The 22,710-nt window shown below is 48.5% G+C and carries 13 protein-coding genes and 5 pseudogenes; 2 read left to right on the top strand and 16 right to left on the bottom strand.

The features are described from left to right. Nucleotides 1-63 precede the first annotated feature (63 nt). Nucleotides 64-513 (bottom strand): annotated as a pseudogene (locus AB3R30_RS24405) (RHS repeat-associated core domain-containing protein); the annotation flags it as partial. Between the two features lie 105 nt (nt 514-618). Here AB3R30_RS24405 and AB3R30_RS24400 point away from each other — a divergent pair. Then, complete coding sequence (locus tag AB3R30_RS24400) at nt 619-1,533, top strand: tyrosine-type recombinase/integrase (RefSeq protein ID WP_458651811.1); 915 nt, start codon at nt 619-621, stop codon at nt 1,531-1,533. A gap of 53 nt (nt 1,534-1,586) precedes the next feature. Here the strand turns inward: AB3R30_RS24400 and AB3R30_RS24395 are convergent, their stop codons facing one another. From AB3R30_RS24395 to AB3R30_RS24325, 15 genes and pseudogenes are all read right to left on the bottom strand, one after another. Then, nucleotides 1,587-3,122: a hypothetical protein gene (locus AB3R30_RS24395; RefSeq protein WP_458651810.1), complete on the bottom strand. Its 1,536-nt coding sequence runs from the start codon at nt 3,120-3,122 to the stop codon at nt 1,587-1,589. Nucleotides 3,123-3,160: 38 nt separating this feature from the next. Further along, on the bottom strand, nt 3,161-4,114 hold the full coding sequence (locus AB3R30_RS24390; protein WP_458651809.1) for a Uma2 family endonuclease: 954 nt from the start codon (nt 4,112-4,114) through the stop codon (nt 3,161-3,163). 436 nt (nt 4,115-4,550) lie between these two features. Beyond that, nucleotides 4,551-5,521, bottom strand: a pseudogene (locus AB3R30_RS24385) (IS701 family transposase). Nucleotides 5,522-5,804: 283 nt separating this feature from the next. Continuing rightward, complete coding sequence (locus AB3R30_RS24380; RefSeq protein WP_458651808.1) at nt 5,805-6,869, bottom strand: hypothetical protein; 1,065 nt, start codon at nt 6,867-6,869, stop codon at nt 5,805-5,807. Between the two features lie 499 nt (nt 6,870-7,368). Continuing rightward, nucleotides 7,369-7,596 (bottom strand): annotated as a pseudogene (locus AB3R30_RS24375) (DUF1016 N-terminal domain-containing protein); the annotation flags it as partial. A 304-nt stretch (nt 7,597-7,900) separates the two neighbouring features. Then, a pseudogene (locus AB3R30_RS24370) lies at nt 7,901-8,472 on the bottom strand (recombinase family protein). A gap of 210 nt (nt 8,473-8,682) precedes the next feature. After that, nucleotides 8,683-9,939, bottom strand: a complete 1,257-nt coding sequence (locus tag AB3R30_RS24365; RefSeq protein ID WP_458651807.1) for a hypothetical protein — start codon at nt 9,937-9,939, stop codon at nt 8,683-8,685. A gap of 32 nt (nt 9,940-9,971) precedes the next feature. After that, on the bottom strand, nt 9,972-12,647 hold the full coding sequence (locus AB3R30_RS24360; protein ID WP_458651806.1) for a TonB-dependent receptor: 2,676 nt from the start codon (nt 12,645-12,647) through the stop codon (nt 9,972-9,974). A 158-nt stretch (nt 12,648-12,805) separates the two neighbouring features. Then, on the bottom strand, nt 12,806-13,276 hold the full coding sequence (locus AB3R30_RS24355; RefSeq protein WP_458651805.1) for a hypothetical protein: 471 nt from the start codon (nt 13,274-13,276) through the stop codon (nt 12,806-12,808). 45 nt (nt 13,277-13,321) lie between these two features. After that, a complete protein-coding gene (locus AB3R30_RS24350; RefSeq protein WP_458651804.1) occupies nt 13,322-13,951 on the bottom strand; it encodes a GNAT family N-acetyltransferase in 630 nt (209 codons plus the stop codon). A gap of 145 nt (nt 13,952-14,096) precedes the next feature. Then, nucleotides 14,097-14,585 carry a hypothetical protein gene (locus AB3R30_RS24345; protein WP_458651803.1) on the bottom strand — a complete coding sequence of 163 codons (489 nt, stop codon included), beginning with the start codon at nt 14,583-14,585 and terminating at the stop codon, nt 14,097-14,099. A gap of 121 nt (nt 14,586-14,706) precedes the next feature. Next, nucleotides 14,707-15,276 carry a hypothetical protein gene (locus tag AB3R30_RS24340; RefSeq protein ID WP_458651802.1) on the bottom strand — a complete coding sequence of 190 codons (570 nt, stop codon included), beginning with the start codon at nt 15,274-15,276 and terminating at the stop codon, nt 14,707-14,709. 50 nt (nt 15,277-15,326) lie between these two features. Then, nucleotides 15,327-15,533: a hypothetical protein gene (locus AB3R30_RS24335; RefSeq protein ID WP_458651801.1), complete on the bottom strand. Its 207-nt coding sequence runs from the start codon at nt 15,531-15,533 to the stop codon at nt 15,327-15,329. A gap of 180 nt (nt 15,534-15,713) precedes the next feature. Further along, nucleotides 15,714-16,787: a class I SAM-dependent methyltransferase gene (locus tag AB3R30_RS24330; protein ID WP_458651800.1), complete on the bottom strand. Its 1,074-nt coding sequence runs from the start codon at nt 16,785-16,787 to the stop codon at nt 15,714-15,716. A gap of 178 nt (nt 16,788-16,965) precedes the next feature. Next, the gene (locus AB3R30_RS24325; protein WP_458651799.1) at nt 16,966-21,015 is read right to left on the bottom strand and encodes a WD40 domain-containing protein; all 4,050 of its coding nucleotides are present in this window, start codon (nt 21,013-21,015) and stop codon (nt 16,966-16,968) included. A 456-nt stretch (nt 21,016-21,471) separates the two neighbouring features. On the opposite strand from AB3R30_RS24325, the pseudogene AB3R30_RS24320 reads away from it, so the two are divergent. Continuing rightward, nucleotides 21,472-21,570, top strand: a pseudogene (locus AB3R30_RS24320) (IS982 family transposase); the annotation flags it as partial. Between the last annotated feature and the right edge of the window lie 1,140 nt (nt 21,571-22,710).

The raw sequence follows: 22,710 nt of genomic DNA, 5'->3' as shown, positions 1-22,710 counted from the left end.
CTGGCAATTTTACACCCTTCTCGATGCCTTGAATCCCTTATCCCTTCCTATCTGGATAGTTTTTCAGGGACAACTAACTAGCATCGGAATCCTGAACATTCTAGATAAGCTTGTAGCAACCTCTTGAGCGTTGGTATAGGCTTGAGCAACAGCCTTTACTAAGTTGATGGTGGATGCCGATACTCGGCGAAAGTTTTCTACAACCATTGCGCCCTTCGTAGCTTGTTGTGCTAGCTTTTGAGCCTCATCTACCCACCGTTGAGAAACCTCGGTAATTGTGAAGAAGCCAGTTGGATCGGTTCCTGTTACAGGATTGTTATCCCCATAAGTGTATTTATGAAGAGTCAATGGTTCATCCAGCTTACCTTCATAAGTGTCTCGTCGAGTAAATCTTCCTGTCTCAGTATCGTAATATCGCTGTCTTAGATAGTAGTCACCCAAATTCGAGTCAAACTGCTCCCCAGCAAACAGGTACTTGTTGTCTATATCCCCTGATTCGCCTATGGTTTTGCCAAAAGCATCATAACGGTAGTGTAGATGTGAAAATTAGTAAATTGGAGGGGCGATCGCATTAAGGTAAGAAGCAATGAAACCCTGCTTACGCCTTGGAGAATCGTCATGAAAACCCTAAATTCACCCTCAGAAGCCCCATCCCAAACGATCTCATCCTTTGTGTTCGATCTGCAACCGATGGTGATTGTACAGAACAATCAAGACCTGATTGAACTGTGGCTGCACGGCAAGAGCAAAAACACCTGCGACGGCTACCGTCGTGACATCAAGTATTTTCTAGCATTCGTGGAGCATAAATCTCTGCAAACCCTTACCCTCAATGATGTACAAGCCTTTGCCAATGCTCTAATCGCCCAAGGGTACGCCCCTGCCACCCAGCGACGCAGATTGTGTGCCATTAAATCCCTGATCACCTTTGGACACGACTTAGGCGTATTCACCCGCAACGTGGGTAAACCTGTGAAACTGCCCAAAACGAAACTGACGATCGCCGAACGGATTTTGAGCGAACAGCAAGTCCTTAGCATCCTTTCTCACACATCCAAAGCCCGTGATTATGCTCTACTGCGATTGTTATATGCCACCGGAGCGCGAGTGTCCGAAATCATTTCACTGCGCTGGCGGGATTTACAAGACTCCAACTTTGGTCGAGGACAAGTAACGTTGTTTGGCAAGGGACAAAAGACGCGCACCGTTGTTTTCAGCGCAGCGACCTGGCAGATTGTCAGAGATTTACGGGAAAGCGTAGACCCAGATGAATTTGTATTCAAGAGCCGGAGCGGAAAGATGCTGGATCGCAGCCAGGTACAACGAATTCTCAAAAGTTCCTGTGCTCACGCAGAGGTGGTTGCCAAGGTGTCACCTCATTGGTTTCGACATTCCCATGCGTCCCATGCGTTGGAGCGAGGCACCCCGATCAATCTGGTGCAAGTGACATTAGGACATGCCAGTATTGCCACTATCGGCATCTATCTCCATGTCCGCCCTCAAGACTCCAGTGCCTTATACCTAGCAGTATGAGATCTATGGTTGAACTTGATTTTGATGGTTTCACCCAACAAAGCTGATTTAATTTATTGGGGTATTGATATCCACACGCCCGATAAATCATAAAACGATCCTCGCTGCTCGAAGACAAACTGGTCACCTAGCAACAAAGTCAACCAAAGTTGAATCAATGGTATCCCCATCGACTGCTGAAGCTGAATCAGAGGAATCGTTGAAACTTGATACTCTCTCATCCACCGAGCGATCGCCTCTGCCCACGCTGACACATCTTCATCATGAGCTAACGCCAACGCTTGGTTGAAGATTTCTACTTCCGTTAACTCTGGCTCCTGACTCATCTGCTCATCCAGCACTTGTAGCACTGCGGCTTGATCCAACTCCCCAACTACTGAATCTCCCTCTGCAATCTCTTGTCGCTCCGAGTGCTTTCTGGGTAACGTTGCCAGAGGTTCGATAAACTGCTCAAAATCCACCTCCATCGTTTGGCGGACATAGCGATCGAACGCATCGGATGGCAGCATCACGCCTCGCTCGACGACGGCTTCCAACTCCTCAAAGGTTAAGTCGGCAAACTGAGTAAACTGCAACACAACCTGTGAGATTCCCTCAGATGCTACCTCTAATGCTTGGACAGGAAGCAGGTTACTCTGTTGTAAACTGGTTTCTAACTCCCGCCACAGTGGATCAAGGTCTAACGTGATTTCAGGCTCTTGCTCCTCCTCGATCATCGGCTCTGAATCCAGCAACAACGGTAAACACGACTCTAGTGGCAGTTGCACCTGTCGGGCAAACCAGCGAATCTGGTAGCGCAATTCCAGTAAAGCGAGCACTTGACCCAAATAGGCATGAATCTGAGACGGCAGCAGCCCACGACAGTCGAGCAATGGCGTGCCGCTCTCTGGCGTTGACCCTCTCCACACTTCAGTCTTGATCGCCATCACAGCAGCCATCTCCGGTGGACGATAAACCTTTAGCACTGCTGAGTAGCAATCGGTGACACCGGGCAAGTCAACCTGAATCTCTGGGTAACGCAGCGATCGCTGCTTTAAGCGCTCTGGCTCCTGCCACGATCGCGGCAACTGGTGCATGACACCCGCAAATTTAGTAATGCTGTATTTCTGTTCTAGATTAACCAGCATAGCTTCAATACAGGCATAAATTTGTTTGGGTAATAGTCCTGCACAGTAAACGGGTTGAACCACCGCCAGCTTGGTTTTCCCATGCCGCACGATCGCCGCAATCCCATCAATCGGGGCATTGTAGCGAGGCTCTCGATAGACAATCAACTGAGCAGTAACTTGAGTTTCAACAGGATTAGCATCAACCCCCACTTTTGTCTCATGCCACTTTTGTTTGCGGGTTTGATTACGCTGATGGTGGTGACGCGCATAAGACCGCCGACTGCGACACACCTCGCTCACATAGCACCCATCGCCCGTTGCCCCATGCAGCGATCGCACCTCTGCCATTAAGAGCAAGGCACAGCGGACGCACTTGTCGGGGATTTTCTTGGGCGATCGGGCGGCTGATACCGTCCGTGAATTGTTTTTGCTGCGATCGGGCGGTTGAGCCATCAGGTCAAAGGGATTAGGGGCAAGCATTTCCTAAGTCACTCTTTACTTGAGTCACAGGGTTTAATTCAATCGAGAGTACGCAGCGCTTGGGCTTGGGACTCTGACAGATTCAATATCTGAGCCACTTGCTCCAGTTCCATCCCGGTTGCTAGCAGATTTTGAGCGGCTTGCAGCACCTGAGTTTGAACTTGTTCAAATTGCTGCTGGGCTTGTTCTTTTGCCTGCTGTTCCTGTTCAGTATCCGTCAGCAACCAGTTGCCCTGCTTATCACACCAGCGCAACCAGGCAGCGGTCACTCCTTCAAACGCCCCTTGCCAGATGCCCAAGCCGATCTCCAAATCCGTCAGCCATACTAGCGGCGCTTCTGGGTTAAGCGGTTGCTCCTGATACTGTCTACCCTCCAGCTTGAAATAGCGTAAGCGTTGGGTGAAGCGGCTGTAAACAAAGTAATATGGAACCCGCAACTGGGTTTCATACACCTCGAATTTTCCGGGTGGTTTTGCCCGCGTTGGCTGATTATCCCCGCTTAAAACGACAGCGCTAGCAACGGGATTGGTTGATTCACCCTCAGAATCCTCAGCCGTTTCATCATAGAAGCGCCCCAAATCCTCCGCTTCCGTACCTGGTGACAAAAATTCAACCACCACAGTAGGCGGATTGCCCTCCTGCCAGATTACGTAGCTGCGGCGCAAATCCCGCTGCTCGTATAAGCGAGGAATATCCACCACTAGAAACCAATCCGGGCGCTTATGCCACAGCGGATGCCGCACATTGTAGTAAAGGTTCAGGTCGGAAGCCGTAAAGCAATTCTCCCGACTGTAACCCGATAGACTGAGAGTGCGGCTCAGGAGTTGGGGTTGGAGGTCATGAAATTCATCGGGCAAACCAGGTTCCTCCAGGTATTCACTGGGCAAATCATACATGGTCGGCAAGATGTCTTTGGGCGATCGCGGTGGATCATCCTGCTCAATGTGAATGACCGTATCAGTCGCCATCAGCTTGCGAGTTATCGGAACCATAGTCACCTCGACCTAGTGAGTTCTCAGCCTCAATTCTACCGCCCTTTACAAGTCTGCGCTCATCCACTCCCACTGATTTCGTCTTACATTTATGTATTCCAGATAATGGTTATTATCTGGAATATGAAACCAGCGCGAATTTTAAACTCCCTCCCATCAATGTGCCTTGACTCATAAGTTGACCAATTGGACAGGTATTGCCTACAAAAACGATTGGACAACTTATGCATACCGTCGAGATCGCCCAAAGAATCAGCATTGAATCAGGGCAAACGCATACTGGGGTTCTTTGCATAACCCCTCGAAAAAGTATATTCCACAACGAGATATATGAGTCTTACATTAAGAAGGCTCTCAGCCCTTGTCTCTAACTTAAGCAAATCCTGCATCGTCGAGAAACGCTATATCAAGTATTCCAGCGTTTCATAAACAGGACTTACGCAAAAGTCATTAGAACCGATGGATGCTTGAGTTGGGCAATCAAGTAATCCGAGAGCATTCCATACTTGATCTGATAAACCGTTTTGCCTGTCTGATAAGCGATCGCCTTCAGGCGACTCCAAACGAGTAACGCACAGGCAATATGATTACGCTGAATGCGCGCTTTGCGACATTGACAAGCCTCTACTCCAGTTAACTGTTTCAACTCGCGGTGAAACTCCTCAATCTTCCAACGAATGCCACACTCATCTTGTACCGCATCCGTAGAAGCTTGAGTTAAGTCGTTAGTGACGACAAACTCCGCCGGAGTTGGTAGAAACAGTGACCCGGAACAGTTTCACCTTTTTGTCTTTAGGAAATCCCCGAAGTTTGATCAGCTTGCCTTGCTCTAACTCCTGGGCACTCCAAACCAGTTCATCCACCCGTTGATAGGACATCGTGCCGCTACTATCATCCACGCGTCGATTCGTTTTGAGCGGACAGTAGTACACTTTCCCCAGTTGGTCAACCTGTGCCATTAATTTTTGAGTCGCATACCAGCTATCCATTGAGCATCTGGGCAACATGGTCAAGCTTGCTTTGTCCATCTCCATCAGGGTCGTAAAGGCGATAGTCAATCACCCAAAACTGCCCGGTTTCTCCATTGACATACACGCAGCTAATTAACCCGATGCCTCGAATGACTCGGTGTTCGTTGCCGCTGTATTGCCGCCTTGTCAGTTCAATCGATGCCGAATAGCGTTTGTCCAATACCGTATCGTCGAACAGCACATAAGCTTTCTCATGCGGTTGTAGCAATAGTTTTACGGTATCCCACAACAGGCGCGGAGTCAGTTTCTCACCTCGCAGATAGCGGTTGATCCGGTCATGGCTAATCCCCTCAAGATGGTCAGCCAAGTTGGTCACCGTGTAGTTGATCGGGCTGCTCAGCAGATATTGGCAGTAGTCAAGTTTAGTAAAACTCATGCCTCTAGTTTTAAGGATTGTCTTATTTTGCCTCATCCTCTCCCTGCGTAAGTCCTGTCAATGTCAAATGAGTTGAAGGGAACTGTTTCCCCTCAGCAGAATTGCCTTAAAGTCATCCTCGAAGCGTCGAACAAGCGCTAGAAATAGTGAGTTGGTTAGGCTTTAGACAAGAATCAGGCATAAATCTCAGAGGCGATAGACAGACCTATAGCAGAATACCCATTCAGGTTAAAAGCGTTTCCCAAAGCTGCGATGCTTCTAAGCCCTAAAGCAAACCTTCCCTCTAGAGCGATGACAATTTCTTCCAGGCTTGAATCATTTGCCGCAACGCTAGCGGAAGGTTTTTCGTCTCTAAATCAATATATTGAACTGTGCCTTCCTTTGCTTGCAGAAGGGTGGTGGGATAGTCTGCATACGCAGCGCTACTGAGATATCTCAAGTCGTTAAAATTTCGGAACCGTCTTGCTTCAAGCACCTGCTGAAACTGCTTCAATTGTTGCGGAGAGAGTCGCTTTACCACAACAGGACGGGAGCGGATATTGGGGGCGCTAATCAATTGGGTCATAACACCATCGTTGGTTAACGTGACTTGCATGACCCTGCCGGCTAGATCGCCGCTTACGATCGACCGAAAAACAACGTTGGCTTCAAGCATCGGTTGGTTCTGTTCTGGCATAAATGAAGGCACTAATTTGCCGAGACTGCCGCTTGCCGTTGCATTTTGAGCAATCCGGTTTGCCGCTTCATCCAGGTGATAGACCCAACTGCGATCGCCGCCCGTCACAATCACTTGCCACCCAGAAAGCGCAATTTTGGTACAAGCTTGCCCCGGCTTAAAAATGCCTAGACAGCCATCCCAAGTCGCTGATTGAACCGCTGCAATACGCAAGCGGCTGGCTGGCACTCGCACTTGTCTGGCAACCGTTTGCAGCAAACGCTGACTGACATTGGTCGGCAAAGTGGCGACAGAGGGCTGCGGTTCTAAGCGGATTGCATTGGCGGTTTCGTCTGTGCGATAAAACCAATTTTGCTGCCCATTGGTCACTTCAACCCGCCAACCTTTGACCATCGCTTGCAAACAAATTTCAGCGGCACCTCCCAGCCCCAAACACCCATCTGACCAGGTTTGCCGCGTAAAACTGACAATTTTGACATCCCTTAATGGCACATTAAGCTGCGGCGATGCTGATCGGCGTACTTTTTGTGCAACCGATTGCGGCAAAACGTCCGTTTGCGCCACCACTAACTTTGATAAAGGCGCAACCTTTTGAGGCAGTAAGGCAGTGAGTCCAGCTTGCTCTGAGACCCCCGCACTGATCAGTAGAATCAGTCCAGTCAGGACAATCATGGGAAGTGGACGTGGGAATTTGGGGTTTCTCTGTAACGTGTTTGTCATGATCCGAATGTTGTGAACGGTGTGGATGATGCTTCTAACTTAAGCAGTAGATTTAAAGGTTGTGGTCGCCGTTTCTAATTTTGGTACAGCAATGAAGCATACAGGGGGTAAGCCGACACACGGGCAAAAAAGTGTAAGATAGTGGAAACCCTGAGTTAGATTGGGTTTTATGGAATTTATTAAAGTTAGGCTCAGAATAATTGCGAGGGACGCAACAGGTCAACGCAATGAGACAGTGCTATTCCGTTTTCTCTGCTGGTGTACAGTGACTTTTTATTTGTCGCAGAGACATTAATGTCGCTAAAGCAATAAAGCTAGAGCAGGCGGCTTTCAAGTGGGACAGCTATCTGCCAATTCTGATGACCTGATGACTTGGTCACTCAGCAGATTTTTTCTGGCAGACTCTAGCAGAACGAGTTTCCTGCACGACACGAACTTTTCTTGATGTCATTTATTTTGTGGCACTGTATATTTGTGCAGCCACTAGCTGCACAATCTGCTCATCCATATAAGCCTGGGCAAAAGCCCGCATGTACTTGAGATTGCGCGAGGAAAACCCCTTGATGTCAGGAAATTCCCACTTCAGATCTTTTGCCAACTGAGCAATAATTTTTGTACCCCACCCCTGATGCTGCCGAGTCAAAATCTCTTTACCAATTTGCCAATGCAGCAAAGTTAGTTCTTTATTATATTTTTCTCACCAGCTTCGCTCCGTGCCCATCTCAGTTACATCCGCCTCAATGAAACAATCTTCTAAATCTGCTTGACAGTGCATTTCGTCCAGTAGATTCTTAACTTGCTTATTGAGGTCTTGATCGTTTTAATGGGCGATCGTCAATTCATACTCCCAACTGTCTTTGTGCTGCTTTTGCATCCCATAGCGAGACAGACACACTCGTTCGATCGTCTCCCTCACTTTGCTTTTGCGCCGCACAAACTTGTTGTTATTCTCAACTCTGAGCCAAAGATGCACCTGTATTGTTTTAGGGGTTGGCGCTGGCTTCCCTTTTAGAGCTGATGTAGCGATAGAACGTGGGACGACTAATTTTCGGGTGCTCACAGATTGAAGTCACCGTTCGGCTAGGATCGCTGGCGAGCGATCGCCCGATAGCAATTTGCTCTGGCGTTAACTTTTGTCGCCGTCCCCCAGTTCGCCCTCTGGCTCTCGCTGCCTGCAATCCCGCTTGCGTTCGCTCTCGAATCAAATTGCGCTCAAATTCCGCCAACGCTCCAAATACATGGAAGATTAGCTTGCCCTCGCTGGTCATGGTGTCAATACTCTCTTGTAGCGACCGAACCCCAATTTGTCGACGCTCCAAATCCTCTACCAGCGCAATCCAATCTTTGAGCGATCGCCCTAAGCGATCGAGCCGCCACACGCCAGAGTGTCTTCTGATCTCACATAATCGAGTGCTTGCTGCAAACTAGGGCGATCGGCTTTCACCCCACTCATCTTGTCGGAAAAGATTTTGTCGCACCCAGCCACTTGCAACGCATCATGTTGCTGTGCCAGGTTCTGGTCATCCGTTGAAACCCGTTCATACCCGATCAGCATGGTCAGAAGTTCTAATGTACTGCAACTGTATCAGAACTCGTCAAACCTGCCCAATTTTGATATATAGATTGATTGGCAAGCTATTTTACAGGATTGGCAAGCTGAAACGCTACTTTGCCCTAACCAACCCCAACCGTAAAACAAAGGGTGGTTTGATTAACATCTGACATTTGCGGTCTTGAGTAACCTTTACAAGGTCGCACATCGAGATTACAACTCAAACGGATGCCAGTTTGATTGCAGAATGACTACGCCACTGTCTGAGAGGGTCAAAACTCGCCAGCGCAGGGATTTTCCAGGACTTTTTTGAAGCAAGGGAGGTGCTGTGTAACTAGTGGTTTCACGGTTTAGCACGGCTGATAGGATCGGAGTTTCATTCTCTTGCTCCCGAATTTCGAGTTTATAGGCTCTAGCGCTAGGGATGCTTTGCCAGCGAAAGGTGATGGGTTGAGTGGAGGTCAGTTGAGCATTTGGAGCGGGCTGAAGCAATGCCAGAGTTGGCATCACCGTTGATGGTGAGATCGCGGGCTTGGCACCGGGGCTAACAAAGTAGCGCAGCACAGGCATCGGGAATCCTGCAACTCCACCACTATTAACTGTGCCCGCCCCGGTAAACGAGTTGCCCTCGCGATCGCTGGTAGCTTCAATTCGCAGCAAAATCAGATGCAAGCCTGTGGTGTTTTTCGGTAGTTTCGCCGGATCGGGTCCTGGTAAAGTAACTTGACCTGTCGGCGGTAAGAAGCGATCGAAGGATTCAACCAGGGTATAGCGACGTTGCAGTCCCCGCTGCTCGATCGGAAGCGTAGCTTCGGTCAACAAGTCCTGCCGTGAGGGTAGGGTATCACCCGGTAAAACTACTTCCCAGCGTCCCTTCAATCGCCCTGTGCCGTTGAAACGAATATCGGCTTGTAGCGTAGGCGGTTCCTGTCCTTGAGCGACAACCTGAACGACTCGATTGGCTGGAGTTTTGGTCTCGGCGTTGCCAACAAACTCCAATCGCACATTCGTCAGTGCCAAGGGAACCCGCGCCCCGCCTCCGGCTAACCGACAAGTCACCGCCACAAACTCATCCGGTTCTCCAGTTCTGCTGATAAATCGCCGCACGTAGAAGAACTCAGAAGAGTTGCCTTGGAGCGCATCTTGATAAGCACGCCGCGCCACAGAAGCTGGAATCGTCATAATATCCGTCAGATTATTGTTAGCGCTGCGAGTTGCCAGGTTACTACGAATCGGTAAGCGCCCAAATACAGTACCCGGTATGCAGGATTGATTGGCGTTGACCGCACCACACCAAAGGGCTTCAGCCGGACGTTGATCATCGAGTCCAAAGAAGGTGAGAAATACAGTGGTGGCACCAAAAGTGCGAACGTTGACCCCGCGCGGGCTAACGGTGACGGACTCCACACTTGTGGGAGCAAAGAATGCTAAGGATATCGCAATCAGAGTAGATAAAGCAAAGAATTTCATGGCTGACTTCTCCTCACAGAAATTGTAGATGATTAAAAACTAATGCTGAAACCTGCATTGATCACTTGAACGGTGGAATCGGTAGATAAGCCAAAAACGTTATCGCGGTTCAGGTTGGACTGCTGGCTGTAGCGAATGAAAGCACTGCCTGGAATGGGAGATCCAGCCCCATTGTTGATAGTGAAACGCCAGGTGAGAATGGCTTCCAATCCGGTTGCCTGAGCGAATTTTTGATTGAGAGAATCGCGATCGCTTGTCGTGTTGTAATTCAGCGCTAACGTCACATTTTTGAGAAACTCCCAACTCAAACCAATGGTGGGACTGGAATTGAATCGGGTAATCCCTTCTTCCTTACTCTCGGCACTGGCGAAGTTATAGCCTAGAGTCAATTGAAACCGGGATGTAGGTTGCCAACTTAAGGAGAGTTGATGATTCAGATTGAAAAAATCTGCCTGCTCACGGCTGAGTTGGCGGTTGTCTTGAACGGAACTGGAGAACTGATAGCCAAAACTCAACTCATCGAATGCCCATTGAATGCCTGCTTGATGCTGTTGATTGATCTGATTCGGAATTTCGGTGGGGTCAAATGCGGAGAGGTCAGGAATGGGAACGTTCGCTCCAAATTGCTGGACTCGTTGGTAGGAGTAGGTCAATGTGGGCAAAAAGCGGCTCGGTGAACCAAGCACGGTTTGCAGGGGCAGATTCACATTCAAGGAGGTGTTGCGAGTTTTGGTTTTCAGTACCGTCGGTACGTTTGCCAAATTATCTTCTAACCACTCTTGCTGAAGCTGGATTGTAGCCCCGGCAATACTCGCGTTTAAGCCCATCAGAGTTCGCCGTTGGTCAGCGGTGACGGTTGCTCCCAGAGTTTGAAACTGTGGATCAACCTGTTCGTGACGAGCGTTGAGCGTAAGAGAGAAGGTACGAGTATTGTCTAACTTGACCTCCTTCAACAGGTCGTAGCTGATGTCGGCATAGAACGCTGTTTTTGTGACGGGCTTCACGGGCACCACAACGATTTCCTGCACCCCGTTTACAACATCGGTCAGTTCTTCGGGAATGGGTTCCTCGACAAACTCTTCCTCGATAATCGGTGGGTCAACAATGGGTTCATCAATGATTGGCGCGTCAAGCGGCGGCTCAACAAGCGGTGCTTCGACAAGAGGCTCTTCTAAAGTCGGTTCTTCTAAAATCGGTGGCTCTTCGATAAACTCCTCTGCTAAGATCTCTTCGGCTCCACTGCTGGTATCGACCAATTGGCGATCGGGTGGATTGGTGAAGGTGCTGCGGGCGTAGCCGACATCGATTCGTAACCGTCCAGAGTTGTCGGTGCCAAACAATCGGAAGCCAACGCCACGACTCTTTTCCGCATCGACCACGCCCCCTTCGTTAAAGTTATTCTCGGCTGGGCGTTTGCCATCCATCACCGTTGCTTCTAAGCGGATGCCGCCGAAATCATTTTTGACGAGTTGATAACCCACAGTGGCAGCGACCATGTTATTCGTGTTGAAGTTGTCCAGTCCTGTAAAATTGTCAAAACCAACGATACTGCTGGCGTTCATGCTGTTGATGGAAATATCGAGGCGATCGCTAAAATTCACCTTAAATGTCATCCCGCGACTACAGACACTACTCATCAAGAAGGGATGATTGCCATAACATAGGTGACCCATTGAAAACTGTACGGGACCCCATTTTGCCTCAATTTGATACTCACTCAAATCAAACTTGGGAGCGGCTTCGCCCAATTCTCCAAATCGCAGCGCTTCCGGTTGAAAGGTGACACCCAACAGGCTGAATCGGCTCTGAACACTGAAGGTGCCGCTAGTGATTTCAGCTTCAAACCCAGTTTCAACGGTGGTATCGGTAAAGGTCGGGCGTTCAGAGGCTTCTGTAGTGCCCGATCGCTGATCCATAAACTGAGACTTCACATTGATATTCATCCGAGGTTTGAAGGTCGTGGTGAAGTCGGCGGCAATTGGATCAGGCTTGGCGTGAAGCGGGTCTAGTTTAGGCGCTGATTTACGTTGCAGCGGTTGGGGCTGAAACGAGTTGCTGAGATCAGCCGCAGACCTACTGGGTTTAGCTTGAATCAGTTGAGTTGGCTTTTGGGGCTGTTCTTCAGCGGCTTGAGAAGAGGGTGCTGATTCTGATTGAGTTGGGGTTGTTTCGGCTACATCTGGTTTTTTAGACTCGGATGGTGCTAATCCTGCCTGTTCGGTTGATTGAGATGGATCAGTGGGTTTATCAGTGGACTTCTGTTCAGGCAGTGATGGTTTCGCTGCGCTAGATTGCGCTTGTGTTGGTTGTGTAGATGTTGGTTGATCTAACTTGCTTGATTGTGGTTGACTGACGACTTTAAGCGGTAGTTGAGCAATTTCTTGCCACTCATTGCCTTTCACCAGGTAGATAATTACTTTGGTTTCTCCGGGTGGAAGCGGGAAAAGACTCGGCTGATAAATGAATTCTGTGCCAACCGAACGAAATTGAGAGGTGACATCGGTACGCCCGATAAAAAATGCTAGTTTACCTTCGGCTGGAGTTGGGAGGCGATCCAGCTTTAATCGAAGTTCACTCGTGGGTTGAATGACTGTCCTTTCACTAAAATTCGACTGCTGAATTTTGACTTGTGCCACTGCCAGTTGTGCGAACAAACAAGCTAGAGGAGCTACTATTAGGCTAATTCCTACTCGTGTTAATGGTGTCATTAAGCAACTCCCAAGCTAGCAAAATTTGCAGCAAAACCTGTCAGCGATCGCACTAATCAATCGCGGTGGAATCAACTATTGGACAAACTATTAAATGCTCTCTAGGTCATTGATCATGGATGTCAAATGACCGATGATAGACAACGAATTTGAACCGATTATTTGACACTGGCAACTTCAACTGAATAGTTGGCTTTGCGTCTGGGAATACCGTCGTTAATCTCAACGATGTAAGCTCCAGGCTGAAGGGGCACGATCGCTGATTTTCTGACAGACTCATAGATAATGGGTGGTTCACCTGCCGTAATCCGGCGATCGCGGTTTTTGTCTACCCAGACACGCAATTGAGTGGTCGGTTGGTCACTATCAAGGGAAAAGGCTACTGTTTGCGGCTTCATTACCACCACTTGATATAGGTCAACTGGATCAACATCCTGATCTAGAAAACCACCCACTACACCGCTGAGAGATAAATTGCTACCGATATTTAGCTGTCCTGCTGGTTGAGCGATGACATCGTTGAATTCTTGCTCCAGAATCTTATGTTTCGCTGCATTTGCCGGAATGACATAGTACAGCGCAGTTAAAGCCGATACAATCATTAGGCTGGGAGTCATTTGACGTTTCATAGTGAGTCATCTCCTTCATCAAGTTGTGCAGGTGAATCATGTTCGTTATTGCGGATGGCGAAACATTGGAAACAGGGGCGGTGATGTACCTGCTTGAATAGTGCCAAGCAATTCAAATCCATGCCGTTCATAGAATGGAATATTGCTGGGTTTTGAGGATTCAAGATAAGCGGGCAGGTAGGCGCGATCGCACTGCGTCAGTACATGCTGCATCAAAGCGGAACCATATCCCTTGCCCTGTTGAGTCGGTTCTACTCCCAGGATCGATAAATACCAATGGGGCTGAGTGGGGTGATAGTGACCCATCTGTTCAAGGATAGTAAACAGAGCGGCTTGCTCTTGATTAGCCACGCTGTTCTGGAACAGTGCAACCAGTGGATCGATGTCTGGTTCGACTCCCGGTGGAAACCAAAGCGCTGCACCCATGTAGCCATCAATGTAGTAAGCCGTATTGTGCTCAAAAGCTTTACCACCAAAGGTTCTGATAAACTGTGGAAAATGGGTCAGGTATTGATGAGGTTCAGGATACATCCATCGCATCATCGGATCGGTGCAAAACGTCAACACTTGCATAGCAATGACGTTGGCTTCATCGGATGATATGACCGTTTTAATCGTCGCCGTTATTGGCTCTAAATTACTCGCAGATGCTGTGTCTAGAGTCTTTGTATACATGATTAGTTCCTTCTTGATAGATAATCCAAGTTATTAACCCGGCAGTGTTTGTTCTGTATACTTTAAAAGTCCATTGTGATTGCGTAGGGTGTGTTCGCTATTTTTGAACACACCCTGTAGAGTAGGGCGGAAATTAATCCTAGTGTTACTCGATGACGGGTTGTCCGTTTGCTGGCACCGCTGTAATGGTTAGGTTGTAGGTGACTGTTCCAGATAGTCCAGCACCACCCGAATCCATGATGCGAATGAAGCCATATTTCGACTTCATATTGTTGAAGTTAACTTCTTCAGTTTGCTTCCCTTCCTTGATCGAGATTTTTTTGGTGTCTCCGCCTGCCAATTTGCCGTCTGGGTTGCTGTCTTGCAAAACTTCCAGGTCAATATCTCCGCTGACCGTCAACACAGCTTTGACATTTTGCCCCGGCGAGATTTCAAACCGGAACACATCTTCGTCTTGGCTCCCTGTAATTTGTCCAGAAACCCGAACTGGAACAGACGAAACTCGACCGATATCTTGAGGACGGGCGGTTCCATTTAACTCCCGCTCTGGAATGGCTTGAGCGGGTGCAGCGAGAGAAAATGCACTTAGCGCAGAAACAGTAGCAAAACCGATCGCAAACAGTTGACGTTTCATGATTTGTAATCTCCTTGAATTAAGTAATGTAGTCATTGGAACAAGCGATCAACAGGCAACTCAAGCTTTGATTGGGCTGTCAGGTAGCCCAGTATCATTCACTAGTCAAATCCCAGGGGGTTTATCTTCCAAGGCATTCGATTTGAAGCAATCGACTGGGACCTAGTCGGGCACGAACTAATGTGGAGCGGTTATCACATCGGGAACGTTCAGCCGTCCAACCATTCCTTGCCGACGACCCAATTTTTTTGACAGCGCCAATGCAATTTTTGACAATATCACTGCCCTTTTTGCCCTCCTTGTCGGACTGGTCTCCGCCAAAAATAATTCCGATGCCGTCAGCAACACAGATTCCGGCTTTGGCGAAGTCGAACTCCGGTCGCCAAGTGCCTGGATCAAAAATATTGCCAGTGGTTGAATGACACCACCACCGAATGAAGCCACTACCTGTGAGACCACCGCCGCCGGTCTGTACCTTAAAGGGTTTAGACCAGGGGGTTTGTCCACCCGCATCTCTGGTCAGCAACACGGTTCCAGGTGTCATTGGTTGAGCATTGTAGGAAGGAACGATCGCAACCTCTGAACTACACCGATCGGTCATGACTTCTCCAGCAGTAGCAGGCGAGCCGGTGGACAAGATAGAAGTGGACAGGATAGAGAAAGTGGTAGCTAGTAAAACAACACGTTTCATGATTGATAATCTCCTTGAGTTTGTTGAATTTGATTTGGGTGTTGATTGCGTTAGTGGTAATGGCGGCGATCGAGCCATATCCGCACTTCTGCTTCGGAATTAAAAACCACTCTGCAATCTAGAAAGGGGTCATAGATTGTCCAGGAAACATTGCCAAGCCTGTCTTTTGATTGATAAATCTTTAGCTCATCAGCCCTGAGTATTGATTCAACGAAAAACTTTAGCGCTCGAATGATCGATCCAAGTTTTGACATCATGATGATTTCTCCTGAGTATTGGTTAGAAACTTATTCTGCGATTGCTTAGATAACGGCTTTGCCTCAAGTTTTGACTCAATGGCAACTGCAAATTGACTGAGATTAAAGACAAGCGAATCCTGACGAACACGGGGATAGCGTGTCGCGATCGCACAAAGTTTGCACATAGATCTGCCTGGTTTAGTGCTTGCGAATGATGTAGTAGTCGTTCTGAAAATCGTGTGCTAGCTGTTTGATCTCAACCTGCTTAAAGCCTGCTTCAGCTAACATTTCCAGGGCTTTTTCTTTGCCCCACATTGTGCCAAGTCCCATGCCGCCGTATGCCAACGAAACGGTCATGCAGTGCATACAGGAAATGGTGTAGAGCCAGGGAGCGATCGGATGCTCTAAATTGCCGTCTACATTCGTTGCCGCGTGAATATCTTGCATCAGATAAACGCCATCAGAACGCAGGGCATGGCAGATATTTTGCAGCACAATATCGGGTTTTGCCTGGTCATGAATGGCATCGAATGTAGTGATTAAATCATAGCGATCGCGTTCATCCAGCAGCGCTGCATCTTTGACTTCAAACTGAATATTGTTGAGTTTGTGCCGTTGGGCTTCAACCTTGGCAGTGGCGATCGCCTCCCCCGAAAAGTCGTATCCTGTAAATCGGCTGTTGGGAAACGCGCCTGCCAGCTTATTGAGTGTGCCGCCGCTGCCACAACCCACATCTAAAACATCAATGCCATGCTGTAAGGCTTCTGTCAGTTGGGGAATCAGTGGCAATATGTGGTCGAAGAGCGCCGTTACCGTCGTTTGACCACTCTCTTCCGCCATCACCGCATGAAAGCGTTTGAACTCGGAATAAGGAACCCCTCCCCCTTTGTAGAAGCAGTCAACAATGTGTTCTTCCACCGCTCCCAACACGGGAATAAATTGGGTGAAAGATGCCATGTTGTTAGAGGCTGCCGACCTGGTTAGAAAGGCAGCGTGTTCGGGAGGTAGGTTGTAGGTTTGGGCGATCGCGTCGTAATCTACGAAACGACCTGTGACCATTGCGCCAAGCCATTCCCGCACATAGCGTTCATTCAGTCCGGCGGCAGCGGCAATGTGTTGACTGGTCGAGGGCGGCAGTTCTGCCATCGTGTCGAACAGTTCGGTGCGATGCCCGATCGAAGTCATCAGGGCGATCGCGGCATGGTTGAGTATGCCTAGCATTCGTTCGGCAAATGCTTCGGCTTTAGTAGCATCGAGTGTTTGGGTGGTCATAGCTTACTCCTAAGCTAACGAAGTGATTGATGCGGTTCATTTCTTGCATCTGAAACTAAGTTAGCGATTGGGGTGTTCCCAAACCGTTCCGAAAGCGTTCCCAAACCGTTCCGAACTTGAAAAGCTCACACAGAGACGAATTCAAGAACTGAGAACTTGGCAGACTAGACGCGATCACTCAAGTTTTCAACAATGATTCAGAGGCATCCTCCGTAACCTCGATCGCTCCCAAAACTTTGAGCGTGGCTTTCTGTGCTTCAGTAATGCCTGTCACACCCATGATGTTCATGCCTTCATAGGGGCGATCGCTCCTCAAGATGCTCAAACACTTCCCTGTGATCGCATCCCAAAGGCGAATGCTTCCGTCTGAACTGCTGCTGGCAAGTACCTCTCCACTAGGACTCCAAGAGACATACCAGATTCGGCTCTCGTGTCCAGACAGGGTGTATTTACATTCATCCGTCTCCAAATTCCAAAGCTTAATGGTGCAGTCATCGCCGCCAGTAGCTAACCAGTTACCGTCTGGACTCCAGGCGATCGCCCAAATCGTTGCCTGATGACCGATCAGTTCGCGCTCAAATTTGCCCGTTTGGAGATTCCAGAGCCTTACCGTCCGATCAGTACTGCTGGTTGCCAACCAGTTGCCATCAGGACTCCAAGCGATCGCTAATCCCAACAGGCGATCGTCGTGTAAGGTGTTCAAACACTCGCCTGTCTGCACATCCCACAACTTGATCCTCTGATCATCGGCAGCCGTCGCCAAAAGTTTCCCATCTGGACTCCAGACCACCCACCAAATCCAGCTTTGATGCCCTGATAGGACTTTGAGGCATTCGCCCGTTTCGGGATTCCAGATTCTGATTGTTAAATCATTAGTACTACTAGCAGTGGCGAGCAATTGCCCCGTGTAGCTCGGCAGGTTGATTTCAATGGGACTCCAGGCAACCGACCACACCCAACTACGATGACCAGACAAAGTTCTCAGACATTGCCCCGTTTGAGCGTCCCAAAGTTTGATCGTATTATCCGTGCTGCTGCTGGCAAGAATTCTCCTTGCATCTCTTTGACTCAATGAAAATAGGGGAACCGGATTCCATGCCACTGAAAACACCCAACCTTGATGCCCAGTTAAAGTCTTGAGGCATTGTCCAGTATCAACCTCCCAGACTCTGACGGTTTTATCCGTGCTGCTACTGGCTAAGGATTTGCCATCGGGACTCCACACCACTGTCCTAATCCAGTTAGTAAACCCTTTGAGTGTGTGGCGACACTGCCCTGTCTCTGCCTCCCAAAGCCTTACCGTTTGGTCATGGCTGCCACTGGCGAGTGCCTTGCCATCGCTACTCCATCTCACGCTCCAAACTGGTTCTTGATGTCCTTGCAAGGTTTGCAGGCAGTTGCCGTTGATTGGCTCCCAAAGTTTGACTGTGCGATCGCCGCTACAACTCGCCAAGGTTGTGCCATCGGGACTCCATGCCAAGGAATAAATCCAGCTTGTATGCCCTGCTAAACTCCGAATTCGCTGTCCCGTTTGTTGATCCCAAAGCCAAATCAACAAGTCTGAACTCGCGCTGGCGAGAATCTTTCCATCCGGACTCCAGGCAACGCAACGAACCCAGTACCCTTCAACAGGCAATGTTTTGAGGCACTGTCCAGTCTCCACATCCCAGAGTCTCACCGTTTGGTCATCACTGCCACTGGCGAGGGTTTTTCCATTGGGGTTCCACGCTACACTCCAGATCAGGCTTTGATGCCCCTGTAAGGTATGGAGGCAGGCTCCTGTCTCAGCATCCCAAATTTTGATCGTGCGATCGCCGCTACTACTAGCAAACATCCCCCCGTCAGGACTCCAGGTCACACTCCAAACTGCCTTCTGATGCCCTTGAAACAGGTGCAAACATTGCCCCGATTCCACATCCCAAAGTTTAATGGTGCAATCGTCGCTGCTGCTGATCAATCTTGGTTGGTTAGGATGCCAGGCTAAGGATAAGATCCAGCTTCGGTGACCTCTCAATCTCAACAGGGGTTGTTCTAGCCCTGATCTATCAGGACTGTAAAAAATCGTTTGCCACAGGCTGACTGTGCCATTTGTGTCTGCCAGGGCAAGCATTTTATGGTCTGAACTGAAAGCCACTGACAGAATGCCGCCAAAGGTCTGGGTAAACGTAGATTGAATGAACTGAGAGCCAGAAAAATTTACACGGTGTAAGTTGACTGCTGAGAAAACAGCGTGACAAATAGTTAGATTGGAAAAGTTGTAGCCTACCAGATTGATTTGTAAGTGGCAGCAAAGATTAATTAAATTTCCAGCCGCATACTTGGGTGAAAAAGACCCGCTTTGCAGCAGTTGGAGGATCACTTGCAATTGCGCTTCAATCCGTGCTGAGGTTCCAAATACGGTTTGCAATTGCGCTACAATTTTTGCCAAAATCAATCGCTGCTGTGTTTCTCTGATGTACTCTTTAACAGTCGTTTTGAGCAACGCATGGCTACCAAACAGGTTGATATCATGGTTCACTAACTCATTCGCAACCTGCTCCACCACTGAATCAGTGACATATTCCATCACGACCGACTGCTGCATATAGCCGCCTTGTCTACGCTCAATCAAATTCCGCCAGGTCAGTGACTCTAGCGCTTCCAGCAATCTTGCCTGTGGCAGGGAAGGCGCAATATCTTCAGCCAACTCCGAGATCGTTGTCCATTCCCGGTTGATTGCCAGCCAAATCATGATCGTTTTTTCTAGATGCGAGAGGCGCTCAAACTGCTCTTCTAGCAACCGCCGAATCCCGTTAAACAAAATGGTGTTCTGCTGCAAGAACTGCTGGATATCGCCATCAAACACATCTTGAATTGAGCTAGCCACAATTTTGAGTGCCAAAGGATTACAGCCATACTGCTCTGCCAATGTTTGTTTATCTGCTAGAGATCCAAACAATCCCCTCACCTCGATCAGGGCTTGGGCAGTTTGAGACGAGCCGCCCAACTGAAGCGATCGCACTGCCTCCATTCCTTCCAGCGTGGCAATTTCAGACGGCTTCTCGCGACTGGTAAGGATCACGCAACTCTGGTGTGACACCTCACCTATTCCCCTAAATAGCTGACCATAGCTTTCGTAGCCTGGACGGTATTGTCCGGCTCGATCGCCCTCTCGAAAGATCGTTTCCACATTATCAAGGACGACTAAGCAACGGTGTGTTCTCAACCAATACATCAATCGTCCTACCTCTGCTTTGATATCCTGCTGTTGGGATAAAAACGAAATGAGGTCGGATAAGAGCATTTCGAGTGGGGGGGCATTGCGGAGCGATCGCCAAATAACGAACTCAAACTCAGTTTGGACTGCTTGCGCCAACTTAACGGCTAGTGCTGTTTTGCCAATGCCGCCCATACCTAAAAGTAAAACTAAACGACACCGATCAGTCACCACTCGTTGTTGCAGCGTTGATAATTCAGCTTCACGACCGTAGAAAATTGAGACATCGATCGCTTCGCCCCAATCTTGACGCAGCACGGGAGGAGCGAGACGGGAGCGATCAACAGGCAGAGGTTGATCGTCCTCATTTAAAATCCGTTGGTAGAAATCATGAGTGGTAGCACTGGGATCAACCCCTAATTCCTCGCGCAGCAGCGTCATGCAACGGTGGTAAACCTGAAGGGCATTGGCGCGATCGCCGCTCAGGTTGTATAGCCGCATCACAGTACAGTAGGTAGATTCGTTCAGGGGGTCAACTTGCAAAAGCTGCTGAGCATAGCCCAGCGCAGCCCGATACGCGCGCTGTTCTTCCAACAGATCAATTAATTGCTCCAAGGCTCTGACTCGCATCTGCTGAAACCGCTCGCGTTCGGGGATAATCCATTCATCGCCGCAGTCCGGCAGTAAATCTCCTCGATACAATTCCACTGCCTGCTCTAACGCCGTTTGTGCCAGGTTAAAATCTGTCGCCTGTGCGACCTTAATTGCTTTTTCAAACTGGGCTACGTCTAGTGTGAATTGAGCGTTGGGCTGCCATTGCAGCGTTTTGGCATCTACTAATAGAAATTGTTCAGCGTCGGGTAGGTCACGCCGGAGATAACTCAACTCTTTGCGGAGATTGGTTCGTGCTTGCGTATCAGTGGAATCTGACCAGAGATGAAAGGCAATCCGCTGTCGGGGCTGAGGCGCGTGGCGATTCAACAGCAGATACGCCAGCAACGCCTGCGATCTTCCTGCGATGGTTATCGTCACAGGGCAACCATCACAAATTAAGGAAAATTCCCCCAGCAATTTGGCTTGCAAAACGGAAAGCATAGCGCTCTTTCGCAACTTATAAAGTCTTGATAAATCAGTAACACCCTACAAAGCAGGCACACCCTATTAAATAACTGATGTCTCAGAACAATACTGGAGAAGGTTAAACAAAGTTTACAAACTTCGGCTTCTTCCATGCGAATGAGAGAGGTGATGTGGATGTACAGCAACTATGGTCGATTGGCAAATTGTACAGTGCCAAATTAAATGACATCAAGGCAAATTCGCGTCGTGCAGCAAACTCGTTCTGCTACAGGCTGACAGAAAAATTTTCTGAGTGAACAGGTTATCAGAATTGGCAAGCAGCTTCCCCACTTGAAAGTCGCTTGCTCTAGCTTTACTGTTTTAGCGACATTAATGTGTATTCACGACCAATAAAAAGTCACTGTACATAATTTGGTAGGAGGATTAGTGGCTTATACCTATCAGCCCAAGTTGCTCTCTTTAGACTTACAACTCAAAGGTCTGCCTGCTCTGCCTCCTGCCACCTTTTACTTCGTCGAACTCACGTTACTTTTAATAGTGAGTAACTATAGCTTGAACGGTACATCCGATGTCAGGGCGGTAAAAACATCTAGGGCATCGTATTCATCTACATTTGTGGGAAACGGCGAGATTTGTGGCAATACGTTAGCAACTGTCCAGGTTTGGCGCGAACTGGTAAACCGAAGCGATCTCCGGACTGCTGAAACTCAATATCTCACACGCTACCCAAACGATGACCTACATAACCCAATGAGTTAATATACTGACCTTATTGCTCTCTCGCATTTAGTTCGGCGACGGTAGGAATATCAGCCTACATAACCCAATGAGTTAATATACTGACCTTATTGCTCTCTACTCTAGTGGCTGAAAAGTTTCAATCCATGTAAGGGTTTTGGGGTTTTTGGAACATTCAGCCGACGCAGCCCAAATCGACCCCGACGACAAAGTTTCAATCCATGTAAGGGTTTTGGGGTTTTTGGGCAATCTCAGTTTTCAGATTGCCGATTTTTTGCTCTGAAGTTTCAATCCATGTAAGGGTTTTGGGGGTTTTGCTGAACTCACGCTGCAAGGCTTACCACGCTTCGTTAACAACTGAAGTTTCAATCCATGTAAGGGTTTTGGGGGTTTTGTTTCGGGTGAAACTGCAAACCGACGCTAACGGAACTGAAGTTTCAATCCATGTAAGGGTTTTGAGGGTTTTGGGCACCGCCAATAGTGGCTCTATCCATATCGAACTGAAGTTTCAATCCATGTAAGGGTTTTGAGGGTTTTGGAACGCGGCTGTAATTGTTACTATATGCGGTTTTCAAGGTGCAGTTGCGCGGGTCACTTGGATCGTAGCATTTCTTATTGCTTAAATGGCATTTGACTAGCATAGCTTAACGTCTAGAAAGACCATGGGTCAAGGTTTTCAGCAGTTGCGCGGATTGAAATTTGAATGAAACCGCTGAAATGCTTACAGGATGGACGGTTTAGGGGTTGATTCAAAATATGAGTTTCAAACACCTACCCAGTCGCGCAAAAAAGGACGAGGAAAGAGTAATTAACTTAAGTTGCTAGTTAGAATCGGCAGCACCAGCAAAACAAATAAAATCTCTCCAAGAACTTGTAACTCATGGAGAGACAGAAAAATGCTTGGTGAAA

Origin of the sequence: Sivoneniella epilithica UHCC 1019, from assembly GCF_040830845.1 — a bacterium.
Lineage (GTDB): Bacteria > Cyanobacteriota > Cyanobacteriia > Leptolyngbyales > Leptolyngbyaceae > ULC077BIN1.
The sequence above is the reverse complement of the archived record's forward strand: the minus strand, read 5'-3'. Positions and strand labels throughout refer to the sequence as shown.

Excerpts from the sequence above, each read along its gene's own strand:
- AB3R30_RS24350 (WP_458651804.1), bottom strand. The coding sequence starts at position 13,951 with ATGTATACAAAGACTCTAGACACAGCATCTGCGAGTAATTTAGAGCCA.
- AB3R30_RS24345 (WP_458651803.1), bottom strand. The coding sequence starts at position 14,585 with ATGAAACGTCAACTGTTTGCGATCGGTTTTGCTACTGTTTCTGCGCTA.
- AB3R30_RS24360 (WP_458651806.1), bottom strand. The coding sequence starts at position 12,647 with ATGACACCATTAACACGAGTAGGAATTAGCCTAATAGTAGCTCCTCTA.
- AB3R30_RS24395 (WP_458651810.1), bottom strand. The coding sequence starts at position 3,122 with ATGCTTGCCCCTAATCCCTTTGACCTGATGGCTCAACCGCCCGATCGC.
- AB3R30_RS24330 (WP_458651800.1), bottom strand. The coding sequence starts at position 16,787 with ATGACCACCCAAACACTCGATGCTACTAAAGCCGAAGCATTTGCCGAA.
- AB3R30_RS24335 (WP_458651801.1), bottom strand. The coding sequence starts at position 15,533 with ATGATGTCAAAACTTGGATCGATCATTCGAGCGCTAAAGTTTTTCGTT.
- AB3R30_RS24380 (WP_458651808.1), bottom strand. The coding sequence starts at position 6,869 with ATGATTGTCCTGACTGGACTGATTCTACTGATCAGTGCGGGGGTCTCA.
- AB3R30_RS24340 (WP_458651802.1), bottom strand. The coding sequence starts at position 15,276 with ATGAAACGTGTTGTTTTACTAGCTACCACTTTCTCTATCCTGTCCACT.
- AB3R30_RS24365 (WP_458651807.1), bottom strand. The coding sequence starts at position 9,939 with ATGAAATTCTTTGCTTTATCTACTCTGATTGCGATATCCTTAGCATTC.
- AB3R30_RS24355 (WP_458651805.1), bottom strand. The coding sequence starts at position 13,276 with ATGAAACGTCAAATGACTCCCAGCCTAATGATTGTATCGGCTTTAACT.
- AB3R30_RS24400 (WP_458651811.1), top strand. The coding sequence starts at position 619 with ATGAAAACCCTAAATTCACCCTCAGAAGCCCCATCCCAAACGATCTCA.
- AB3R30_RS24390 (WP_458651809.1), bottom strand. The coding sequence starts at position 4,114 with ATGGTTCCGATAACTCGCAAGCTGATGGCGACTGATACGGTCATTCAC.